This window comes from Gammaproteobacteria bacterium (assembly GCA_037388465.1).
GTDB lineage: Bacteria > Pseudomonadota > Gammaproteobacteria > SpSt-1174 > SpSt-1174 > JARRKE01.
Genome location: JARRKE010000005.1, coordinates 48238 through 64728 on the forward strand (window position 1 = coordinate 48238; position 16491 = coordinate 64728).

A 16491-nucleotide genomic window follows, 5' to 3' on the forward strand; every position below is an offset into this window, starting at 1 on the left:
AGAATTCGGACAGGATGCCGACAAACCCTGCCAGCGGCCACTTGCGTGACAGGAGGCACCTGCCGGTCTGACGCATCCGCAAACTGTGACGCATTGCCTTGACTGGTTGTGCCTGATCGGCCAACCTCCCGCCGACACTTGGGACCGATGCGTTTGGCCAGCACCTTATACGTGACGAAACAACATGCCTGACACCAGGACCGAGACGGTCAACGCACGCCTGCCGGACGATCTGAACAACCTGGCCGGCAGCGTCGCCCCGCAGGTCACGGATGCTTTCAGGCTGCGCGTTCTGCGCCTGCTGCTGGCCATTTCCAGCATTGCGATTGCGACCATCTGGTATCTGGAAACGCAAAGCGGATTGATCGGCGCGATCGACCGCGTGGCTTACCCCGTCCTGCTGGTGACCGACGGCCTGGGCACCCTGCTGCTCTTTCTGCGCCCGCAGCTGCTGCAACGCATCGTCGCAACGATCTTTACCACTTTTATCCTGTATCTGCTGGCCAACTACTATTACCTCTTCATCTACCAGACGGTCACCGGCCACACCTCCAACTATCAACTGGCGACACTGGCCCTGTGGCTGCCGCTCGGCTATCTCGCCGCCTTTATCTTCTTTTCCCCACGCACCGCGGGACTGACCTCTCTCGGCATCTTCGCCGCCTTCTGCCTGCCGCAACTGGCCATCCTGAGCCGTATCGAACCGCTGATTGCCCACGACATGATCATCAACATGCTGCTGTCGCATGTGGTGTACATCACAGCCTTATGGGGCGTGGCGCAGATCAAGTCCCACGCCGCGGGCGTGCACAATATCGCTCAGACCATGCGTCTGGCGGCAACCCAGGATTCCCTGACCGGCGTTCCCAACCGGCGCGTCATGCGCCAGGCACTCGAGGCCGTAATCGCCGACCCGCTCAACCATGTTCAGCCCGTTTCCCTCTTGCTGTTCGACGTGGACCGGTTCAAGAACATCAACGACACCCATGGTCATGATGTCGGCGACGAGGTCCTGGTCCGCATCGCCCACTTCGTCCAGCGACAATTGCGCACCACGGACCTGCTGGCCCGCTGGGGCGGCGAGGAGTTCATTATTCTCGTGCCGGGACAGTCGGAGGAGCAGGCCAGGCAGACGGCCGAACGCCTGCGCGCCGGTCTGGCGGACATAGAACACCCTCACGTCGGCACCGTCACCGCCAGCGTCGGCTTCACGCGTTTCGTCCCGGGCGAAAGCGTTTCCGCCTTCGTGAAACGCGCCGACGGCGCCCTGTACCAGGCCAAGCGTCTGGGCCGGAACCGTGTCGAAGGGCAGCTGCCCTCGCAGCCGGCGACCGACACCTCCACTTCGGGGAAATAGCCGGACGGATTCCGATAGCGCCGGCTGCACTGCATTGGGTGCGGGACGGCAAGTCACGCACCGCTTTCGGGCATTGCTGCCGCCCCGCCGCCCCCCGAAGCCGCCACGGCCGAGCCCGCCATCCGCCGCCCGGCGTAACTGGCGCATTCATTGCTTCATATGCGCGGGGTATTTCCAATCCCCTGTTTGTGGGTTACAACTTCACACGTTGCAGCCTGCTATAACAAACTGCGGACTTCTGAAAACATCAGCCCGCCGCAGATAATGGGGGACGTTGAGGCATGACATCAGGACGATGGTCTGAAGACCGCCCATGTGATGAAGCCATACCAACGAGGAGAGCAATCATGATCCGCAAGTCACTGACAACCATCGCCCTCGCGGCCGTGACCGCGTTCGGGGCGAGCTTGCCGGCTCAGGCCGAAAAACCAACGCTCAGGGTATACAACTGGTCCGACTACATTGCCGAAGATACCGTGCCGAACTTCACCAAGCAGACCGGTGTCCCCGTCACCTACGACGTGTTCGACAGCAACGAGGTGCTGGAAGGCAAGCTGCTCGCAGGCCATACCGGATATGACGTCGTCGTGCCTTCGGCCTACTTCCTGGAGCGCCAGATCAAGGCCGGCGTGTTCCAGAAGCTCGACAAGGCCATGATCCCGAATTTCAAGGGCCTGGATCCCAAGCTGATGAAACAGCTCGCCAAGGTGGATCCCGGCAATCAGTACGGCGTGCCCTATATGTGGGGCACCACCGGCATCGGCTACAACGTGAAGGAGGTCGAGAAGCGCTTGGGCAAGAACGCGCCGACCGACAGCTGGAAACTGATCTTCGATCCCAAGTACGTCTCCAAACTCAAGGACTGCGGCGTCAGCATGCTGGACGCCCCGACCGACGTCGTCCCGGCCGCGCTGCACTACCTGGGCCTGGACCCCAACAGCACGAATCCGGCGGACTACGAGAAGGCCTTCGCCCTGCTGGAAAAGGTGCGCCCCTACATCCGTTACTTCCATTCCTCGCAGTACATCAACGACCTGGCCAACGGCAACATCTGCGTGGCCATCGGCTGGTCGGGTGACGTCTTCCAGGCGCGCGACCGCGCCGACGAGGCCAAGCACGGCGTGGAGATCGCCTACGTGATCCCGAAGGAAGGCGCGCAGGTGTGGTTCGACATGCTCGCGGTGCCGGCCGACGCGCCGCACCCCAAGGAGGCGTTCCAGTTCATCAACTACCTGCTCTCCCCCAAGGTGGAGGCGGCCAACACCAACTACATCAGCTACGCCAACCCGGTGCCGGGTTCGCTGAAGTATGTTGAAAAAGACATCAAGGACGATCCGGCCATTTATCCGCCGCCGGCCGTCATGGACAAGCTGTACACCTACCTGACGCCGCAGCCCAAGATCAACCGCATCATGACGCGGCTCTGGACCAAGCTCAAAACAGGAACCTGATCCTGCAATCAAACGCCCCATCCGGCAGCGGATGGGGCGTTTTCATCTGCGTGCCCTGAACCATGCCACAGCAATCAGCAAGTAACACCGTCCCCGCAATGGATGCGGACGCCGCCTACATCCGCCTGCAGGGACTGCGCAAGGAATTCGACGGCACCGTCGCCGTCCACGACACCGACCTCGACATCCGCAAGGGCGAGATCTTCGCGCTGCTCGGCAGTACGGGCTGCGGCAAGACCACCCTGCTGCGCATGCTGTCGGGTTTCGAAATACCCACCAGCGGGCAGATCCTGATCGACGGCGAGGACATGACCAACGTCGCGCCGTATCACCGCCCGACCAACATGATGTTCCAGTCCTACGCCATCTTCCCGCACATGACCGTGGAGCAGAACATCGCCTTCGGCCTGAAGCAGGAAGGACAGCCCAAGGACAAGATCAAGAAAACGATCAAGGAAATGCTGGAACTGGTGCGCATGACGCCGTACGCCAAGCGTAAACCGCACCAGCTTTCCGGCGGCCAGCGCCAGCGCGTCGCGCTCGCCCGCAGCCTGGCCAAACGCCCCAAGCTGCTGCTGCTCGACGAACCCATGAGCGCGCTGGACAAGAAACTGCGCAACCAGGTGCAGTTCGAGATCGTCAACATCCTGGAGCAGCTGGGCATGACCTGCGTCATCGTCACCCATGACCAGGAAGAGGCCATGACCATGGCGCACCGCATGGCCGTCATGGACCAGGGAGAGATCCTGCAAGTCGGCACGCCCAGCGAAATCTACGAACATCCGAACTGCCGCTTCACCGCGGAGTTCATCGGCAGCGTCAACCTGTTCGAAGGCAGGCTCGTCGAGGACGAACCGGATCACGTGGTCATCGATTCGTCGGAGGCCTGCTGCCCGATCCGCGTCGGCCACGGCATCAGCGGCACGCTGGACATGCAGGTGTGGGCCGCCATCCGCCCCGAGAAGATCACCATCCAGCGCGAAAAAAGTCCGCTCGACCATAACTGCGCGCAGGGCACGGTGGTCGAGATCGGTTACCAGGGCAGCCACTCCATCTATCACGTGCGTCTGGACAGCGGAAAACGCGTGGTGGTGACCCAGCCCAACCAGAGCCGCAACATCGACCTGCGCCCCACCTGGGACGACCGCGTCTATCTGAGCTGGGACGAAGAGGCCCCGGTGGTGCTGACCCGATGAAACTCCGACGCTTCAAACCGCTGTTCCCGCGCGGGCGCGGCCTGATCATCGGGGTCCCCTATCTCTGGCTGCTGCTGTTCTTCCTGATCCCGTTCATCATCGTTCTCAAGATCAGCTTCGCCGTCTCGGTCATCGACGTCCCGCCCTATACCGCGCTGCTCCAGTTCAAGGACGACGCGCTGCGCATCACGCTGGACCTGGGCAACTACCTGTTCCTGCTCAGCGACGATCTGTACGCCCTCGCCTACCTGAGCTCGATTCAGATCGCCGCCCTTTCCACGCTGCTGTGCCTGCTGATCGGCTACCCAATGGCGTACGCGATCTCGCGCGCCACGCCGACGCTGCGCAGCATCTTTCTGATGCTCATCATCATCCCGTACTGGACCTCGTTCCTGATCCGGGTCTACGCCTGGATGGGCATTCTCAGCACCAACGGCCTGCTCAACGACTTCCTGATCCACCTGGGAATCGTCAGCCAGCCGCTGCACATCATGTACACCAACTTCGCCGTCTATCTCGGCATGGTCTACGCCTATCTGCCGTTCATGGTGCTGCCCTTGTACGCCAACCTGGTGCGCCACGATCCCAGCCTGCTGGAAGCGGCACACGACCTCGGCGCCAAACCCTGGAAGGCGTTCTTCACCATCACGGTGCCGCTTTCCAAGGGCGGCATCATCGCCGGCTCGCTGCTGGTGTTCATCCCCGCAGTGGGAGAGTTCGTCATCCCCGAGCTGCTGGGCGGACCCAACACCCTGATGATCGGGCGCGTGGTGTGGAACGAATTCTTCGCCAATCACGACTGGCCCACGGCCGCCGCGGTGGCCATCGTCATGCTGCTCATCCTGCTGGTGCCGATCATCCTGTTCCACCGCTATCAGGCGCGTGAGCTGGAGAGATTCTGATGCAGCTGCGCATGCCGAAACCGACCTCGTTCATGCTCGGCCTCGGGATCGTCTTCCTGTACATCCCGATCGTCAGCCTGATCATCTATTCCTTCAACGCCTCGCGGCTGGTCACCGTCTGGGCCGGCTTCTCGCCCAAGTGGTACGCCGCGCTGTTGCATGACCAGCAGATCCTCGATGCCGCCTGGATGAGTCTGCGCATCGCCTTCTCCAGCGCCAGCACCGCGGTCGTGCTCGGCACCCTCGCAGCCCTGTCCATGGTTCGCTACGGACGCTTCCGCGGCCACACCCTGTTCGCCGGCATGATCACCGCGCCGCTGGTCATGCCCGACGTCATCCTCGGTCTGTCGCTGCTGCTGTTGTTCGTGGCCATGCAGACCGGCCTGGGCTGGCCGGAGAACCGCGGCATGCTCACCATCTGGATCGCGCACGCCACCTTCTGCACCGCCTACGTCACGGTGGTGATCGCATCCAGGCTGCGCGACCTGGACCGCTCGCTCGAAGAGGCCGCCCTGGACCTGGGCGCCGCGCCGTGGAAGGTGTTCTTCGTCATCATGCTGCCCGGCATTGCCCCCTCGCTGGTCGCCGGCTGGCTGCTGTCCTTCACCCTGTCGCTGGACGACCTGGTGGTCGCGAGCTTCGTCGCCGGCCCCGGCTCCACCACCCTGCCCATGGTGATCTTCTCGCGCGTGCGACTCGGCGTCAGCCCGACCATCAACGCGCTGGCCACCCTGCTGGTGCTGGCCGTCACCGTCAGCGTGCTGCTCGCCGCCTGGGCCACCTCGCGCATGGAGCGCAAACGCCGCATCGAGGCCCAGATGGCGTTGACGACCACCGTCGACGAGGACATGGAACAGCAGGAAGAAGGAGAACCGGAATACGCGCCGCACGGCGTCCGGGAGTGATGTATCGCAGTGACCGTTACGGCCGCTGCGCGTAACCCGTCATTTCCAGATAGCCCTGCCCCGTCACGGCCCTGCCCGCATGACGTCCGGTCGCATCGACGGCCCCTTCCCAGTACTTCACCGTCAGATCGAGCTCCTGGTTCGGAACCATCGCCCGCACCTCGAGCCGCAGATGCTGCGTCGGAATACGGATTTCCCAGGCGACGGGATACGCGGCCCCGTCCGGGCTTTTCCATACATGCTGTGGCTTGAGCGAGAAGTCCGCGGCTTTCAGATGTACCGTCTCGCCATTCCTGGTGATGAGCGTGCCCTGACTGTAGGGGTCGGGGGCACCGTCCTTTTGCCGCAGCTGGTACAGCATCAGGTCGCTGCCGTCGGAAAGGTGCAGCCCGAACCAGTCCCAACCCACCTGATCGGGCGACAAGGCGCTGGTGGACCACTCCCGGTCCAGCCACACCAGTCCGGTTACCGGGTACGAAGTACCGCCGACCTCGATACGGCCCTGCGCAGCCAGGCGCGGCATGCTGTAGTAGTACGACGCCTGCGCGGGCCCCTTGCGGCTCAGGCCGCGATCCCCTTCCAGAACGGGCGGCTTGTCGGGCGTGAGGTCCAAGCGCACGGCTGTGTCTCCATCTTTGGCGTCGAGTCGCCAGGGAAACTCAGGATTCCCGCTGACCTGCCAGTCGCCCAGCCACACCCGGAACGGTTTCGCCCGCGCGCCGGCAAGTCCCTGTGCGCCCCGTGCGAAACGCTGCCAGGCATGAAAGCGGCCCGTCTTTACGTCCGTCACGGCGAAGTGCGCCATGTAAATCTGGTTGGTCAGCCAGCGGTCGTTGCCGACGGGTGCCCGGGGCGTCAGCGCGATACGGAAAAACGTAAGCTCGAAACCGAAGCGCCGGCCCGCCTCGGTATGCAGCACCCCGGTGTAGTACCACCATTCGTTGCGAAACCCGGGATGAGGACCGTGGTCGGCCGGAAAATGAAACGCCCGCGGCGTCCCGATCTGCGCGAAGCCCGTGGTGGGCTCGCCACCCAACGCCTTGCCCAGACTCACGCCTTCGTCCCGGCCGCTGGCCGGCTGCTGATGACAGCCTGCCAACGACAGTCCCAGCAACAGCAGTGCAACAACCCGCATCATGCCGACCTCAAGGCCCGGGCCGGCGGGGTGCGGGCCAGGCGCAGCGCGGGATAGAGGCTCGCCAGCAGGGCGCCGCCCAGTGCCAGCAGCAACGTCTGCCCGAACAGTGGCGCCTGGAAGTGCAGCAGCAGGCTCCAGCCGAAGGCGCGCGGATTGACCAGTTCGACCAGCGCCCAGGCCAGCGCCGCGCCCAGCGGCAGGGCGATCAGCCCGGCGCACAGCCCGATCAGCGCAGCCTCCCCGATCAGCAGACCGAACACGCCCGCCGGCGTCAGCCCCAGCGCACGCAGCGTGGCATGCACGCGGCTGCGCTCCAGCAGCAGAGCCATCAGGCCGCTGAACACGCCGGCGAAGGCAACCAGCAGCACCAGCAGACGCAGGGCGCGGGTCACCGCGAAGGTCTGGTCGAAGGTATGCAGGGCATTGGCCAGGATGGCGCGGTTGGAGCGCACGTCCAGTGCCAGGCCGTCCCGCGCGGCCAGGGTACGCAAGCGTTCCTGCATGGCCTGCAGGGTCACACCGTGGCGCAGGTACAACCCCAGTGTCAGGACCCGGTCGTCCCGCCAGTACCTGGCATAGGCGGCGCGCGCCATCAGCACCCGGCCGGGACCCGGGTTGTAGTCGTAATACACCCCGACGATGGGAAACGCTCGCCAACCCTGTGCGGTCCGCAGCCGGAGGGTATCACCCGGCGCCAGATGCCGCCGCCGCGACAGGGGTTCCGAGATCAGTACCGCCCCCGCCTGCCAGCGCGACCAGGCATCGGGCTGCCCCGACTTGAGACGCGCCGCCGGATGGGCGCCGGACGGTGTGCCGATGGCCAGCACGTCGACCGGTCCGCCGGCGGCATCCACCCGGGTGCGGATACCGGTGTGCAGCGCATCGAGTCCGGGCAGCGCACCCACCTGCCGGACGAAGGCGGGCGGCAACGCCCGCCCGCCGTCCGCCGAGACATATAAATCGCCGTTCAGGGTCTGGCCCAGCCAGTCGGCCACGGTGCTGCGAAAGCTGTTCACCATCAGCCCGACGCCCAGACCGGCGGCGACGGCGACCGCCAGTGCGGCGGCGGCCACACCCATGCGGTCCAGCCCGCCGCGCGCCTCGGCCAGCGCCAGGCGTCCCGCCAGACCGCCGACCCGTCCGCGCTGCAGCAGATCGAGCACCCGCCCGACCAGCCAGGGCGTCGCCAATGCCGCACCCAGAATGAACAGAAAAATCCCGGCGAACACCGGCACCAGTCCTGCCATCAGGGTCAACAGGCCGGCCGCCAGCATGCAGGCCACACCCAGCAGGGCGAACTGCGGGGCGCGGCGCACAGCCTGCCGCGCCAGACCGGCTTCCTCGCCGGCCCCGCGTGGAGGCCAGCCCGCCGCTTCCCAGGCCGGCGGCAGCGCCGCAAGCACGGCCGCCGCCACGGCCAGCCCCACGCCGCCCAGCCACAATGCCGGACCGGGATACAGGCGGCGCACGGTCAACCCGAAATACAGGTCGTTGATGGTGCGCGCGATGAGATCGAGCAGCCCCTGGGCCAGTCCCAGGCCCAGAGCGCTGCCGGCCAGGCCACCGACGATGCCGAGCAGTCCGGCTTCGGCCAGCAGGGCGGCCAGCACCATACGCCGCGACACGCCCACCGCCCGCAGGCGGGTGACCGTGCCCTGGCGCTGCAGCACCGCGAAACGCAGGGTGTTGAAGATCAGGAACCCGCCCACCAGCAACGCCAGCAGGCTCAGCGCGAACAGGTTGAGACGAAACGCGCCGGTCAGCGCCCGCGCGGCGGCCAGCAGCTCGTTGGGGGTGGATAGGCGCGCCTCGGGCGGCAGCATCGCACGCAAGGCGGACAGGCGATCCGCCGGCAGCGCGAACAGGATTGCGCTCAACCGGCCCCGCATGTCGAGCAGCCGCTGGGCGGTACCGATATCGCACAGCACCACACCGGACAGGGCCGCGTCCGCCGGCAGCTCGCCGACCAGTCGCAGCCTGTACTGCGTGCCGCGCGCCTGCGCCGCAAAGCGTCTGCCCGGCTCGATGCCCAGCTGCGCCGCGGTGGCCGGTGTCATCAGCACCGTGTCCGGCTCGGTAAGCAGGGCCCGCAGCTGCCCGCCGCCGGCCGGGCGGCCCGGCCCGCCCAGCGTAGCCTCGGCCAGCGGGGCCACCCCCACCAGCTTCAGGGTGTGTTCGCCGGCCTGAATCCAGCCTTCCACCCGTGGCGCACTGGGCACCAGGCCGTGGCGAAACAGGCGCACCCACAGCCGTTGGTCCAGACCGCGCGGGCCGCCGGTGACACGCTGCTTGGCGCCCCGGTCCAGGGCATGCACCGAAAGCTCGAAGCCGCGCAGCGCGCTTTGCGAGGCCAGCTGCACACCCACGACCACCGCCACGCCGAGCGCGACCCCGAGCAGGCACAGGGCCAGCTGCAGGCGATGGAACCGCCAGTAGCGCAGCAGCGAACGCAGCACCAGGCTCATGCGTCCCGGATGCACCCGTCGACCAGCCGCAGGGTACGCGACACCTGCGCCGCGGCACGCTGGCTATGCGTCACCATCAGCAGCGCGCAGCCGGCCTCGGCCGCGGCCTCGTTGAGCAGCTCGAGCACCGCATCGCCGTTGCCACGATCCAGGCTGCCGGTAGGTTCGTCGGCCAGGATCAGCGCGGGACGATGGGCGATGGCGCGCGCGATGGCCACACGCTGCTGCTCGCCGCCCGACAGCTGCGCGGGATAATCGTCGCCGCGCTCGACCAGTCCGACCCGGGCCAGCAGGGTCCGGCTGCGTTCCAGCGCCTCGTCGCGCGCCCAGCCGTTCAGGTCCAGCGGCAGACGCACGTTCTCGAGGACGGTGAGGTGCGGCACGAGGTTGAAGAACTGATAGACCAGACCGACATGTTCGCGGCGCAGCCGGGTGCGGCCGGTTTCATTCAGCGACTGCAGGGAGCGGCCCAGGATTTCCACCCCGCCGGCATCCGGCGGCTCGATGCCGGCGGCCACGTTGAGCAGCGTGGATTTGCCCGAACCGCTTTCCCCCACCAGCGCCACCCGCTCTCCCGGCATGAGCTGCAGCGAGGCACCGATCAGCACCGGGTGCTCACGTCTGCCGTCGCGGTAGTGCAGATGGACGTCGGCGAAGCGCAGCGCCGGGACAGCGGCGTTGTCTGCCGTCATCAGTCGAACAGCGACAACTGCGGGCGGGCGGATGCAGGGACGCGGAAATCCGCGCGGTTGAGCGGCGCCAGACCGCGGTCCAGGCCGAGCCGGCGGCAGGCGACTCGGCAGCGTCTGGCGTACAGGTCCGCCATCACGCCCATGCCGCGCATGCGGGCGCCGAACCGGGCGTCGTAATCCTTGCCGCCGCGCATCTGGCGCACCAGGCTCATGACGTGCTCGGCCTTGAGCGGTTCGTGATGCCGCAGCCACTCCTGGAACAGCGGCGCCACCTCGTGCGGCAGACGCAGCAGCACGTAACCGCCCGCCCGGGCACCGTGCTCCGCCGCCGCTTCCAGCACGCTTTCCATCTCGGCGTCGTTCAGCGCCGGAATCAGCGGCGCGAACAACACCCCCACGGGCACGCCGGCCTCGTGCAGACGGCGCATGGCCTCCAGCCGCCGGGCCGGGGTGGCGGCACGCGGTTCCAGGCGGCGCGCCAGGCCGGGATCGAGGGTGGTGATGGAGAACATGACGTGGATCAGCCCGGCCTGCGCCATCGGCGCGATAATGTCCAGATCGCGCTCGATCAGGGCGGATTTGGTCACGATCGAGACCGGATGACGGAATTCCCACAGCACTTCCAGCAGCGAGCGGGTCAGGCGCGTGCGCCGCTCCACCGGCTGATAGGCGTCGGTGTTGATGCCCAGCGCGATGGGGTCGCAAACGTAACCGGGCTTGGCCAGCTCCTCGCGCAGACGCGCCGCGGCGTCCGGCTTGTAGAACAGGCGGGTTTCGAAATCCAGCCCGGCCGAGAGCCCCAGGTAGGCATGGCTGGGACGCGCGAAGCAGTAGCTGCAGCCATGTTCGCAGCCCCGATAGGGATTCACCGACTGACTAAACGGCACGTCCGGGGAATCGTTGCGGGTGATGACTCGGCGCGCGGTATCCACGTCCAGGGTGGTGCGCAGCCGCTCCTCCTCAGGTTCAGGCACGGTCCAGCCGTCGTCCTCGCGCTGGTGCTGGCGGCTCTCGAAGCGCCCGTCGGGGTTGCTGACCGCCCCGCGCCCCTTGCGTGGCTGTGCCGGGATTCGGGTATCCGGTTCGGTGTCCATCTCGAACCTCAGTATACGCGCCGTGAGCGATAGTGGCGGGACGCATTCAAGCGAAACTGCCACGCACCAGCATGCGCGGGATTAAGCCTCGAGGCGGATGCGGTCGATGAGCAGATTGACCAGTTTGTTGCGGGCACGTACGAACTCGCGCCGTTCCAGCCCCCGGCGCGCCAGCGCCGTCAGGTTCCGGTGCGCCCGTTCCAACGGCTGGCCCGCGAGCCCGACCGCCTCGATGTAGTGCATCGCCGGACAGGGCATCTCGAGCAGGCGTTCCAGGGCATCCGGGTCACGTATGCTGGCGGTGATCTGCTCGTTGAAGAGCATGTATGAGGCCAGTGTTCCCAGGGCCGTGGCCGGCTGCATCGGCTCCAGGCTGAGCTGGAACCCGCCGACCCAGCCCGGCACCTCCTGCGGCGGCATGGGCGGCGAAATGGCATGACCCTGCCCGTGCCCTGCGCCCAGCATGGCGGCGGCCTCGACCAGGCCCTGGTTCTCCAGGCCTTCCACCACCACGACCTTGCCCATGTCCTCGGCCAGCCGCGTCAGGTGGCGGATAAAGACAAGGGTGCGCAAGGCGTCATCGGGACCGCGGCGCACCAAGGCCTGGTCGATCTTGACCCAGTCGAAGGGAAGCTGGTCCAGACGCAGCAGGCTGCTGTGGCCGGAACCCAGGTCGTCTTCCGCAAGCTGCACGCCCAGCGCCTTGAAGCCGGCAATCGCGCGGTCGCGCGCCTGCTCGTCCTCGATCTCGCCCGACTCCAGCACCTCCAGCAACAGCCGGTCCGGGGCCAGGCTGGTGCGTGCCAGCGCATGTTCGACCAATCCGATGTAACGCGAATCCATCAAGCCCTGCGACGGCAGATTAAGGGACACCTTGAGCTCCAGCCCCTCCCGGTCCCATTCCAGGAGATGCCGAAGCGCCTGGTTCAAGCCCAGATCGAACAGGCGGCGCATGTCCTCGTTGGTAAAGGTCGGCAGAAACCGGTCGGGCAGAATCAGCTCGCCCGTTCCGTCGCGCAGCCTCGCCAGCGACTCCATACTCACCGGCCGGCCGGTACGCAGATCGATGACCGGCTGGTAGTACATGATCAGCCCGCCGTCTTCCAGAAGGCTGCGCCACTGGCGGCGAATCTGGTAAGGCAGCGGCGCGGCTGCCTCCGCTTTCGGATCGAGACGCAGCAGGGCCAGGCCGAGCACATGGCGCAGATGGCGCAGCATGGCTTTGTGCGCACGCGAGGAAAATCCGCCGGCATAGGACGAATACAGCGTCAGCACCACATGGGCGACGCCCTCGGGCGGAGCGAGCGGAATGGCGACGTTCGATCGCACGCCGAGCCTGGCGGCGGTGCTCCGCCAGGGCTCCATACGGGGATCGCTGGCATAGTTGACCGTACGTTCGATCTGTCCGCTGCGCCAGGCACGCCCGGTCGGTCCCTGCCCCTGGGGATGGGAGGGATCGGTCACGATGGTCCGGGCCTTGCCCGCACTCACCTCATCGAGGTAGGCCTTGAAGGTGTCCCCGGCGACGAACTCGAACTGGAATTGAGGTCCCTCACCGGGGCGGCCGATGGTAGCGGCCACCACCTCGTCCAGCCCGGCAAGGGCATCGACCACGCCCTGTGCCAGGTCGGCGAAGCTTTGTGCCCGCCAGGCCAAGGCGTCGAGACGCCGCAGCACGTCCTGGCGGCCTTCTTCGATCGTTTCGAAACCGGACAGCTGAGCCTGCAGATCCATCCCCACCCGATGGCTCAGCACCGCATGGGCCAGACCGGCGTGCACCAGTCTCGACTGCACCATGTTGGTCCACTGACTGTAGGCGTCGATCAGCCAGGTCGGCTCGATACCGGCCATGGCGTGAACCCGCCCGACGCGGGCGGCGGTCGCATGATGGGTTGCCGCATCGAGATGGGGGTCGATCAATAAGCGGAAATGATTGGCCAGTGCCTGCTGCAAACCTTCCCGATTGTCGGGGGTCAGGCTCGCGAGCACCTGACCGGCGCCTGAACTGCCGGCAAGCTGCTCGTCGAAAAACCGTTCGACGAAACTGCTGACCAGGGATTCGAGCGACGCATGCAAGGGCTCCAGCAACCGGCATGCATCAGGGCCGTAACCGGGCTGCCCGTCTGTGTCGCCGAGCAGCTGTTCCGAACCGTCGGTGCCGGGATCGAAAGGACGCCGCGCGTCGAACATGCCCCACCAGCGATCGCGCAGGCCCTTGGACGACTTGACCCGGTACAGTGCCTGGTCGGCCGCGCGCAGCAGGATGCCCGACGCCTGCTCGGTGCAATCAATGCACAGCGGATAGATCACCACCCCGAGGCTCGCGCCGACCTGCACCTCGCCGACCTCATCCAGGGCGATCGGAACGGTGATTGATTGACGAATGCGTTCCAGCGTCATCTCGAAGTCGTCGAGATCCTCGATATCCTCCATCAGGATGACGAACTCATCCCCTTTCCCTCACGGCGGCCTTGAGTCGCTGGGCAACCGCACTGAGCACCTGATCGCCGACGGCGTGTCCGAAGCGATCATTGACCGGCTTGAAATCATCCAGGTCCAGCAGACCCACCGCGAGCAAACGCTCGTTACGATTGGCGCGTGCCAGCGCTTCCTCGATGTGCTGATCCAACGCCGTGCGATTGGGCAACCCGGTCAGGGGATCGCGCAGCGCCTGCCTGGCCAGATGGCGGCGCTCCGCCGCCACGGCGGCCTCGCGCGACAGGGCGGTGGCCAGCAGATTGGCGAATTCCTCCAGCTGGGCCTGGGTATGCTGCCGGCCGAACATTCCCGGAACACGGCTGTAGAGGGAGAGGAGCTGGGTCCGGTCGCCGACCCGCAGCGGCAACGCCGCACTGGAACGCCAGCCGAACTGCTCGATCCAAGGCGACCAGGGACCGGGCGCCGACCCGTCCTTCCAGTCGGCGACGTACTGCGGCGTGCCGGTCTGCACGGCGCGTCCACCAGGGCCGCGGGCCCAGGGACTGTCGTCCCAGCGCAGCGGCACATTGGCCACGTAGGCGGCCATATCCTCATCGCTGGCGTGTTCGAACAGGATGCTGCCGTCCGTCCGGGCGGCGCCCAGCCAGAATCCCTCCACCCCCCAGTCCTGCAGCAGCGGCTCCAGGCCCACCAGCAAATCGCGCGTCGACAGCGCCTGGGCGAGCAGGAAACTGAGGCGATAAAAGAAGTCGCGTTTTTCCGGACTATCGCTATCTGAAGATTCGGTAATCAAGACAGCACCCTCTGAACGGCCCCATACTACAGGCCGACCATGACGCAACCAACCTCCCGCATGTGCCCGGCTTCACACTTTCCGGATTCCCGTGCATGGACGTCGCGTGACAGCTTGCGTAAATTAACCATTTCGTACCTCAGACGAATCACAAGCCCATGAACGACAGCCGCGATGCGGTGCAGCTTGCCCAGACCCTGATCGACGTGGGGCGGGAATTCCACATGCGCGGCTGGGTGCCCGCCACGGCGGGCAATTTCTCGGTCCGCCTGGACGAGGAACGCTGCCTGATCACCGTTTCCGGCAGGCACAAGGGGCGGCTGAACGCCGACGACTTCATGGAAATGCGTCTGGACGGCGAACCCCTGAGCCCGGGCAAGCGGGCCTCCGCGGAGACCGGGCTGCACCTGGCCCTGTATCGTTCCGACGCGCAAACCGGCTGCGTGCTGCACACCCACTCCGTGGCCAGCACGGTGCTGTCGCGCATCAGCATGGAATCCTCGGTGGAGCTGTCCGATATGGAGGTGCTCAAGGCCTTCCCCGGCATCGACACCCACGAGACCTCGCTCAAACTGCCCGTCTTCCCCAACGACCAGGACATCCCACGCCTGGCGCACACCGTCGACGACTGGTTCGAAAAGAATCCGCCCGTGCCCGGCTACCTGATCAAGGGCCACGGCCTGTATGCCTGGGGGGCGGACGTGAACGAGGCCATGACCCATGCCGAGGCGCTGGAATTCCTGCTGGACTGCGAACTGCGCCTGAGACAGGTGGATTGACCCCGCCCCGTTGATGAACAAGCGCCCGAGGAACGCCCCATGAGCCACCTGACCATCTTCCCCGACGACGACCCCGCCAGCCGGACCGACTACGCCGCCTTCGAGGACATCGCGCGCGAGCTGAACGCCGCCGGTATCCGCTTCGAGCGCTGGACGGCCAACGCCCCGCTGGCGGCGGGCACCAGCCAGGAGGAAACCATCGCGGCCTACCGCGCGGACGTCGACCGCCTGATGGCGGATTGCGGCTTCCAGAGCGTGGACGTGGTGAGCATGCATCCCGAGCACCCGGACCGCGAAGCGCTGCGCGCCAAGTTCCTGGACGAGCACACCCACGGCGAGGACGAGGTGCGCTTTTTCGTGGCCGGCGCCGGCCTGTTCGACATCCATATGGACGGCAAGGTGTACGCGGTGCTGTGCGAGCGGGGCGATCTGATCAGCGTGCCGGCCGGTACCCCGCACTGGTTCGACATGGGCGCCGCCCCCCACTTCATCGCCATCCGCCTGTTCGGCAACCCGGACGGCTGGAAGGCGAGCTTCACCGGTTCGGACATCGCCGCCCGCTTCCCGCGCTACGGTGAAGCATGACGGTACGCGCCATCGTCACCGACATCGAGGGCACCACATCGAGCATCGCCTTCGTGCACGAAGTCCTGTTTCCCTATGCGGCCGAGCATCTGCCCGGCTTCGTCCGGACGCACGCCGACGACCCCCAGGTCGCCGAACAGCTCGACGCCGTGCGGCGCGAGATCGACCAGGACCTCGACCTGGACGGCATCATCGACACCCTGCAGGAATGGATGGACACCGACCGCAAGGTCACGCCGCTCAAGGCCTTGCAGGGCATGGTCTGGACAGACGGCTACCGGCGCGGCGCCTTTCAGGGCCACATCTATGAAGATGCGGTAAGCGGCCTGCAGCGCTGGCACGCGCAGGGCATCGCCCTGTACATCTATTCCTCCGGATCGGTCCAGGCCCAGAAGCTGTTGTTCGCGCATACCGACGCGGGCGACATGACCCCGCTGTTCTCGGGCTACTTCGACACCCGCATCGGCGGCAAGCGCGAACCCGCCTCCTACCAGCACATCCTGAACGAAATCGGCCTGCCGCCGGACGATGTCCTGTTCCTCTCCGACACCACCGAGGAACTCGACGCCGCCGCGGAGGTCGGAATGCGCACCCGTCAGCTGGTACGTGACGACAGCGTGCAGATAAGCGGCCGACACACCACGGCCACCAGCTTCGACGAGATTTCCATTTAACAGACGCGGTTGAAAGCCGCT

The 16491-nt window shown here is 66.2% G+C and carries 13 protein-coding genes and 1 pseudogene; 8 read left to right on the forward strand and 6 right to left on the reverse strand.

What is annotated here, in order from left to right; translation table 11 throughout:
- Positions 1-184 precede the first annotated feature (184 nt).
- The 5 genes from P8Y64_01865 (at position 185) to P8Y64_01885 (ending at position 5811) form a co-directional block, all read left to right on the forward strand.
- Positions 185-1357: a GGDEF domain-containing protein gene (locus tag P8Y64_01865; GenBank protein MEJ2059221.1), complete on the forward strand. Its 1173-nt coding sequence runs from the start codon at positions 185-187 to the stop codon at positions 1355-1357.
- 347 nt (positions 1358-1704) lie between these two features.
- A complete protein-coding gene (locus P8Y64_01870) occupies positions 1705-2808 on the forward strand; it encodes a polyamine ABC transporter substrate-binding protein (protein ID MEJ2059222.1) in 1104 nt (367 codons plus the stop codon).
- Positions 2809-2906: 98 nt separating this feature from the next.
- Positions 2907-4004: a polyamine ABC transporter ATP-binding protein gene (gene potA / locus P8Y64_01875; protein ID MEJ2059223.1), complete on the forward strand. Its 1098-nt coding sequence runs from the start codon at positions 2907-2909 to the stop codon at positions 4002-4004.
- Positions 4001-4906: an ABC transporter permease subunit gene (locus P8Y64_01880; protein MEJ2059224.1), complete on the forward strand. Its 906-nt coding sequence runs from the start codon at positions 4001-4003 to the stop codon at positions 4904-4906. Before potA ends, P8Y64_01880 begins: the two co-directional genes overlap by 4 nt.
- Positions 4906-5811 carry an ABC transporter permease subunit gene (locus tag P8Y64_01885; GenBank protein ID MEJ2059225.1) on the forward strand — a complete coding sequence of 302 codons (906 nt, stop codon included), beginning with the start codon at positions 4906-4908 and terminating at the stop codon, positions 5809-5811. Before P8Y64_01880 ends, P8Y64_01885 begins: the two co-directional genes overlap by 1 nt.
- Positions 5812-5827: 16 nt before the next feature.
- On the opposite strand, the gene P8Y64_01890 is transcribed toward P8Y64_01885, so the two are convergent.
- From P8Y64_01890 to P8Y64_01915, 6 genes and pseudogenes are all read right to left on the reverse strand, one after another.
- Entirely contained in the window at positions 5828-6949 is a 1122-nt protein-coding gene (locus P8Y64_01890) for a lipocalin-like domain-containing protein (GenBank protein ID MEJ2059226.1), read from the reverse strand.
- The gene (locus P8Y64_01895; GenBank protein MEJ2059227.1) at positions 6946-9414 is read right to left on the reverse strand and encodes an FtsX-like permease family protein; all 2469 of its coding nucleotides are present in this window, start codon (positions 9412-9414) and stop codon (positions 6946-6948) included. The genes P8Y64_01890 and P8Y64_01895 overlap by 4 nt, the downstream gene beginning before the upstream one ends.
- Positions 9411-10106, reverse strand: a complete 696-nt coding sequence (locus tag P8Y64_01900) for an ABC transporter ATP-binding protein (protein MEJ2059228.1) — start codon at positions 10104-10106, stop codon at positions 9411-9413. The genes P8Y64_01895 and P8Y64_01900 overlap by 4 nt, the downstream gene beginning before the upstream one ends.
- Entirely contained in the window at positions 10106-11200 is a 1095-nt protein-coding gene (locus P8Y64_01905; protein MEJ2059229.1) for a PA0069 family radical SAM protein, read from the reverse strand. The genes P8Y64_01900 and P8Y64_01905 overlap by 1 nt, the downstream gene beginning before the upstream one ends.
- Positions 11201-11281: 81 nt before the next feature.
- On the reverse strand, positions 11282-13390 hold the full coding sequence (locus tag P8Y64_01910; protein MEJ2059230.1) for an EAL domain-containing protein: 2109 nt from the start codon (positions 13388-13390) through the stop codon (positions 11282-11284).
- A gap of 84 nt (positions 13391-13474) precedes the next feature.
- Positions 13475-14297, reverse strand: a pseudogene (locus P8Y64_01915) (sensor domain-containing diguanylate cyclase).
- Positions 14298-14590: 293 nt separating this feature from the next.
- Here P8Y64_01915 and P8Y64_01920 point away from each other — a divergent pair.
- From P8Y64_01920 to mtnC, 3 genes are read left to right on the forward strand one after another with little or no spacing between them, the layout of a single operon-like run.
- Positions 14591-15211, forward strand: a complete 621-nt coding sequence (locus P8Y64_01920) for a methylthioribulose 1-phosphate dehydratase (GenBank protein MEJ2059231.1) — start codon at positions 14591-14593, stop codon at positions 15209-15211.
- Between the two features lie 39 nt (positions 15212-15250).
- Complete coding sequence (locus tag P8Y64_01925; GenBank protein ID MEJ2059232.1) at positions 15251-15796, forward strand: acireductone dioxygenase; 546 nt, start codon at positions 15251-15253, stop codon at positions 15794-15796.
- Positions 15793-16470 (forward strand): acireductone synthase, encoded by a 678-nt coding sequence (gene mtnC, locus P8Y64_01930; protein ID MEJ2059233.1) that lies wholly within the window; start codon positions 15793-15795, stop codon positions 16468-16470. Before P8Y64_01925 ends, mtnC begins: the two co-directional genes overlap by 4 nt.
- The last annotated feature ends 21 nt before the right edge of the window (positions 16471-16491 follow it).

Excerpts from the sequence above, each read along its gene's own strand:
- P8Y64_01865 (MEJ2059221.1), top strand. The coding sequence starts at position 185 with ATGCCTGACACCAGGACCGAGACGGTCAACGCACGCCTGCCGGACGAT.
- P8Y64_01870 (MEJ2059222.1), top strand. The coding sequence starts at position 1,705 with ATGATCCGCAAGTCACTGACAACCATCGCCCTCGCGGCCGTGACCGCG.
- potA (MEJ2059223.1), top strand. The coding sequence starts at position 2,907 with ATGGATGCGGACGCCGCCTACATCCGCCTGCAGGGACTGCGCAAGGAA.
- P8Y64_01880 (MEJ2059224.1), top strand. The coding sequence starts at position 4,001 with ATGAAACTCCGACGCTTCAAACCGCTGTTCCCGCGCGGGCGCGGCCTG.
- P8Y64_01885 (MEJ2059225.1), top strand. The coding sequence starts at position 4,906 with ATGCAGCTGCGCATGCCGAAACCGACCTCGTTCATGCTCGGCCTCGGG.
- P8Y64_01890 (MEJ2059226.1), bottom strand. The coding sequence starts at position 6,949 with ATGATGCGGGTTGTTGCACTGCTGTTGCTGGGACTGTCGTTGGCAGGC.
- P8Y64_01895 (MEJ2059227.1), bottom strand. The coding sequence starts at position 9,414 with ATGAGCCTGGTGCTGCGTTCGCTGCTGCGCTACTGGCGGTTCCATCGC.
- P8Y64_01900 (MEJ2059228.1), bottom strand. The coding sequence starts at position 10,106 with ATGACGGCAGACAACGCCGCTGTCCCGGCGCTGCGCTTCGCCGACGTC.
- P8Y64_01905 (MEJ2059229.1), bottom strand. The coding sequence starts at position 11,200 with ATGGACACCGAACCGGATACCCGAATCCCGGCACAGCCACGCAAGGGG.
- P8Y64_01910 (MEJ2059230.1), bottom strand. The coding sequence starts at position 13,390 with ATGTTCGACGCGCGGCGTCCTTTCGATCCCGGCACCGACGGTTCGGAA.
- P8Y64_01920 (MEJ2059231.1), top strand. The coding sequence starts at position 14,591 with ATGAACGACAGCCGCGATGCGGTGCAGCTTGCCCAGACCCTGATCGAC.
- P8Y64_01925 (MEJ2059232.1), top strand. The coding sequence starts at position 15,251 with ATGAGCCACCTGACCATCTTCCCCGACGACGACCCCGCCAGCCGGACC.
- mtnC (MEJ2059233.1), top strand. The coding sequence starts at position 15,793 with ATGACGGTACGCGCCATCGTCACCGACATCGAGGGCACCACATCGAGC.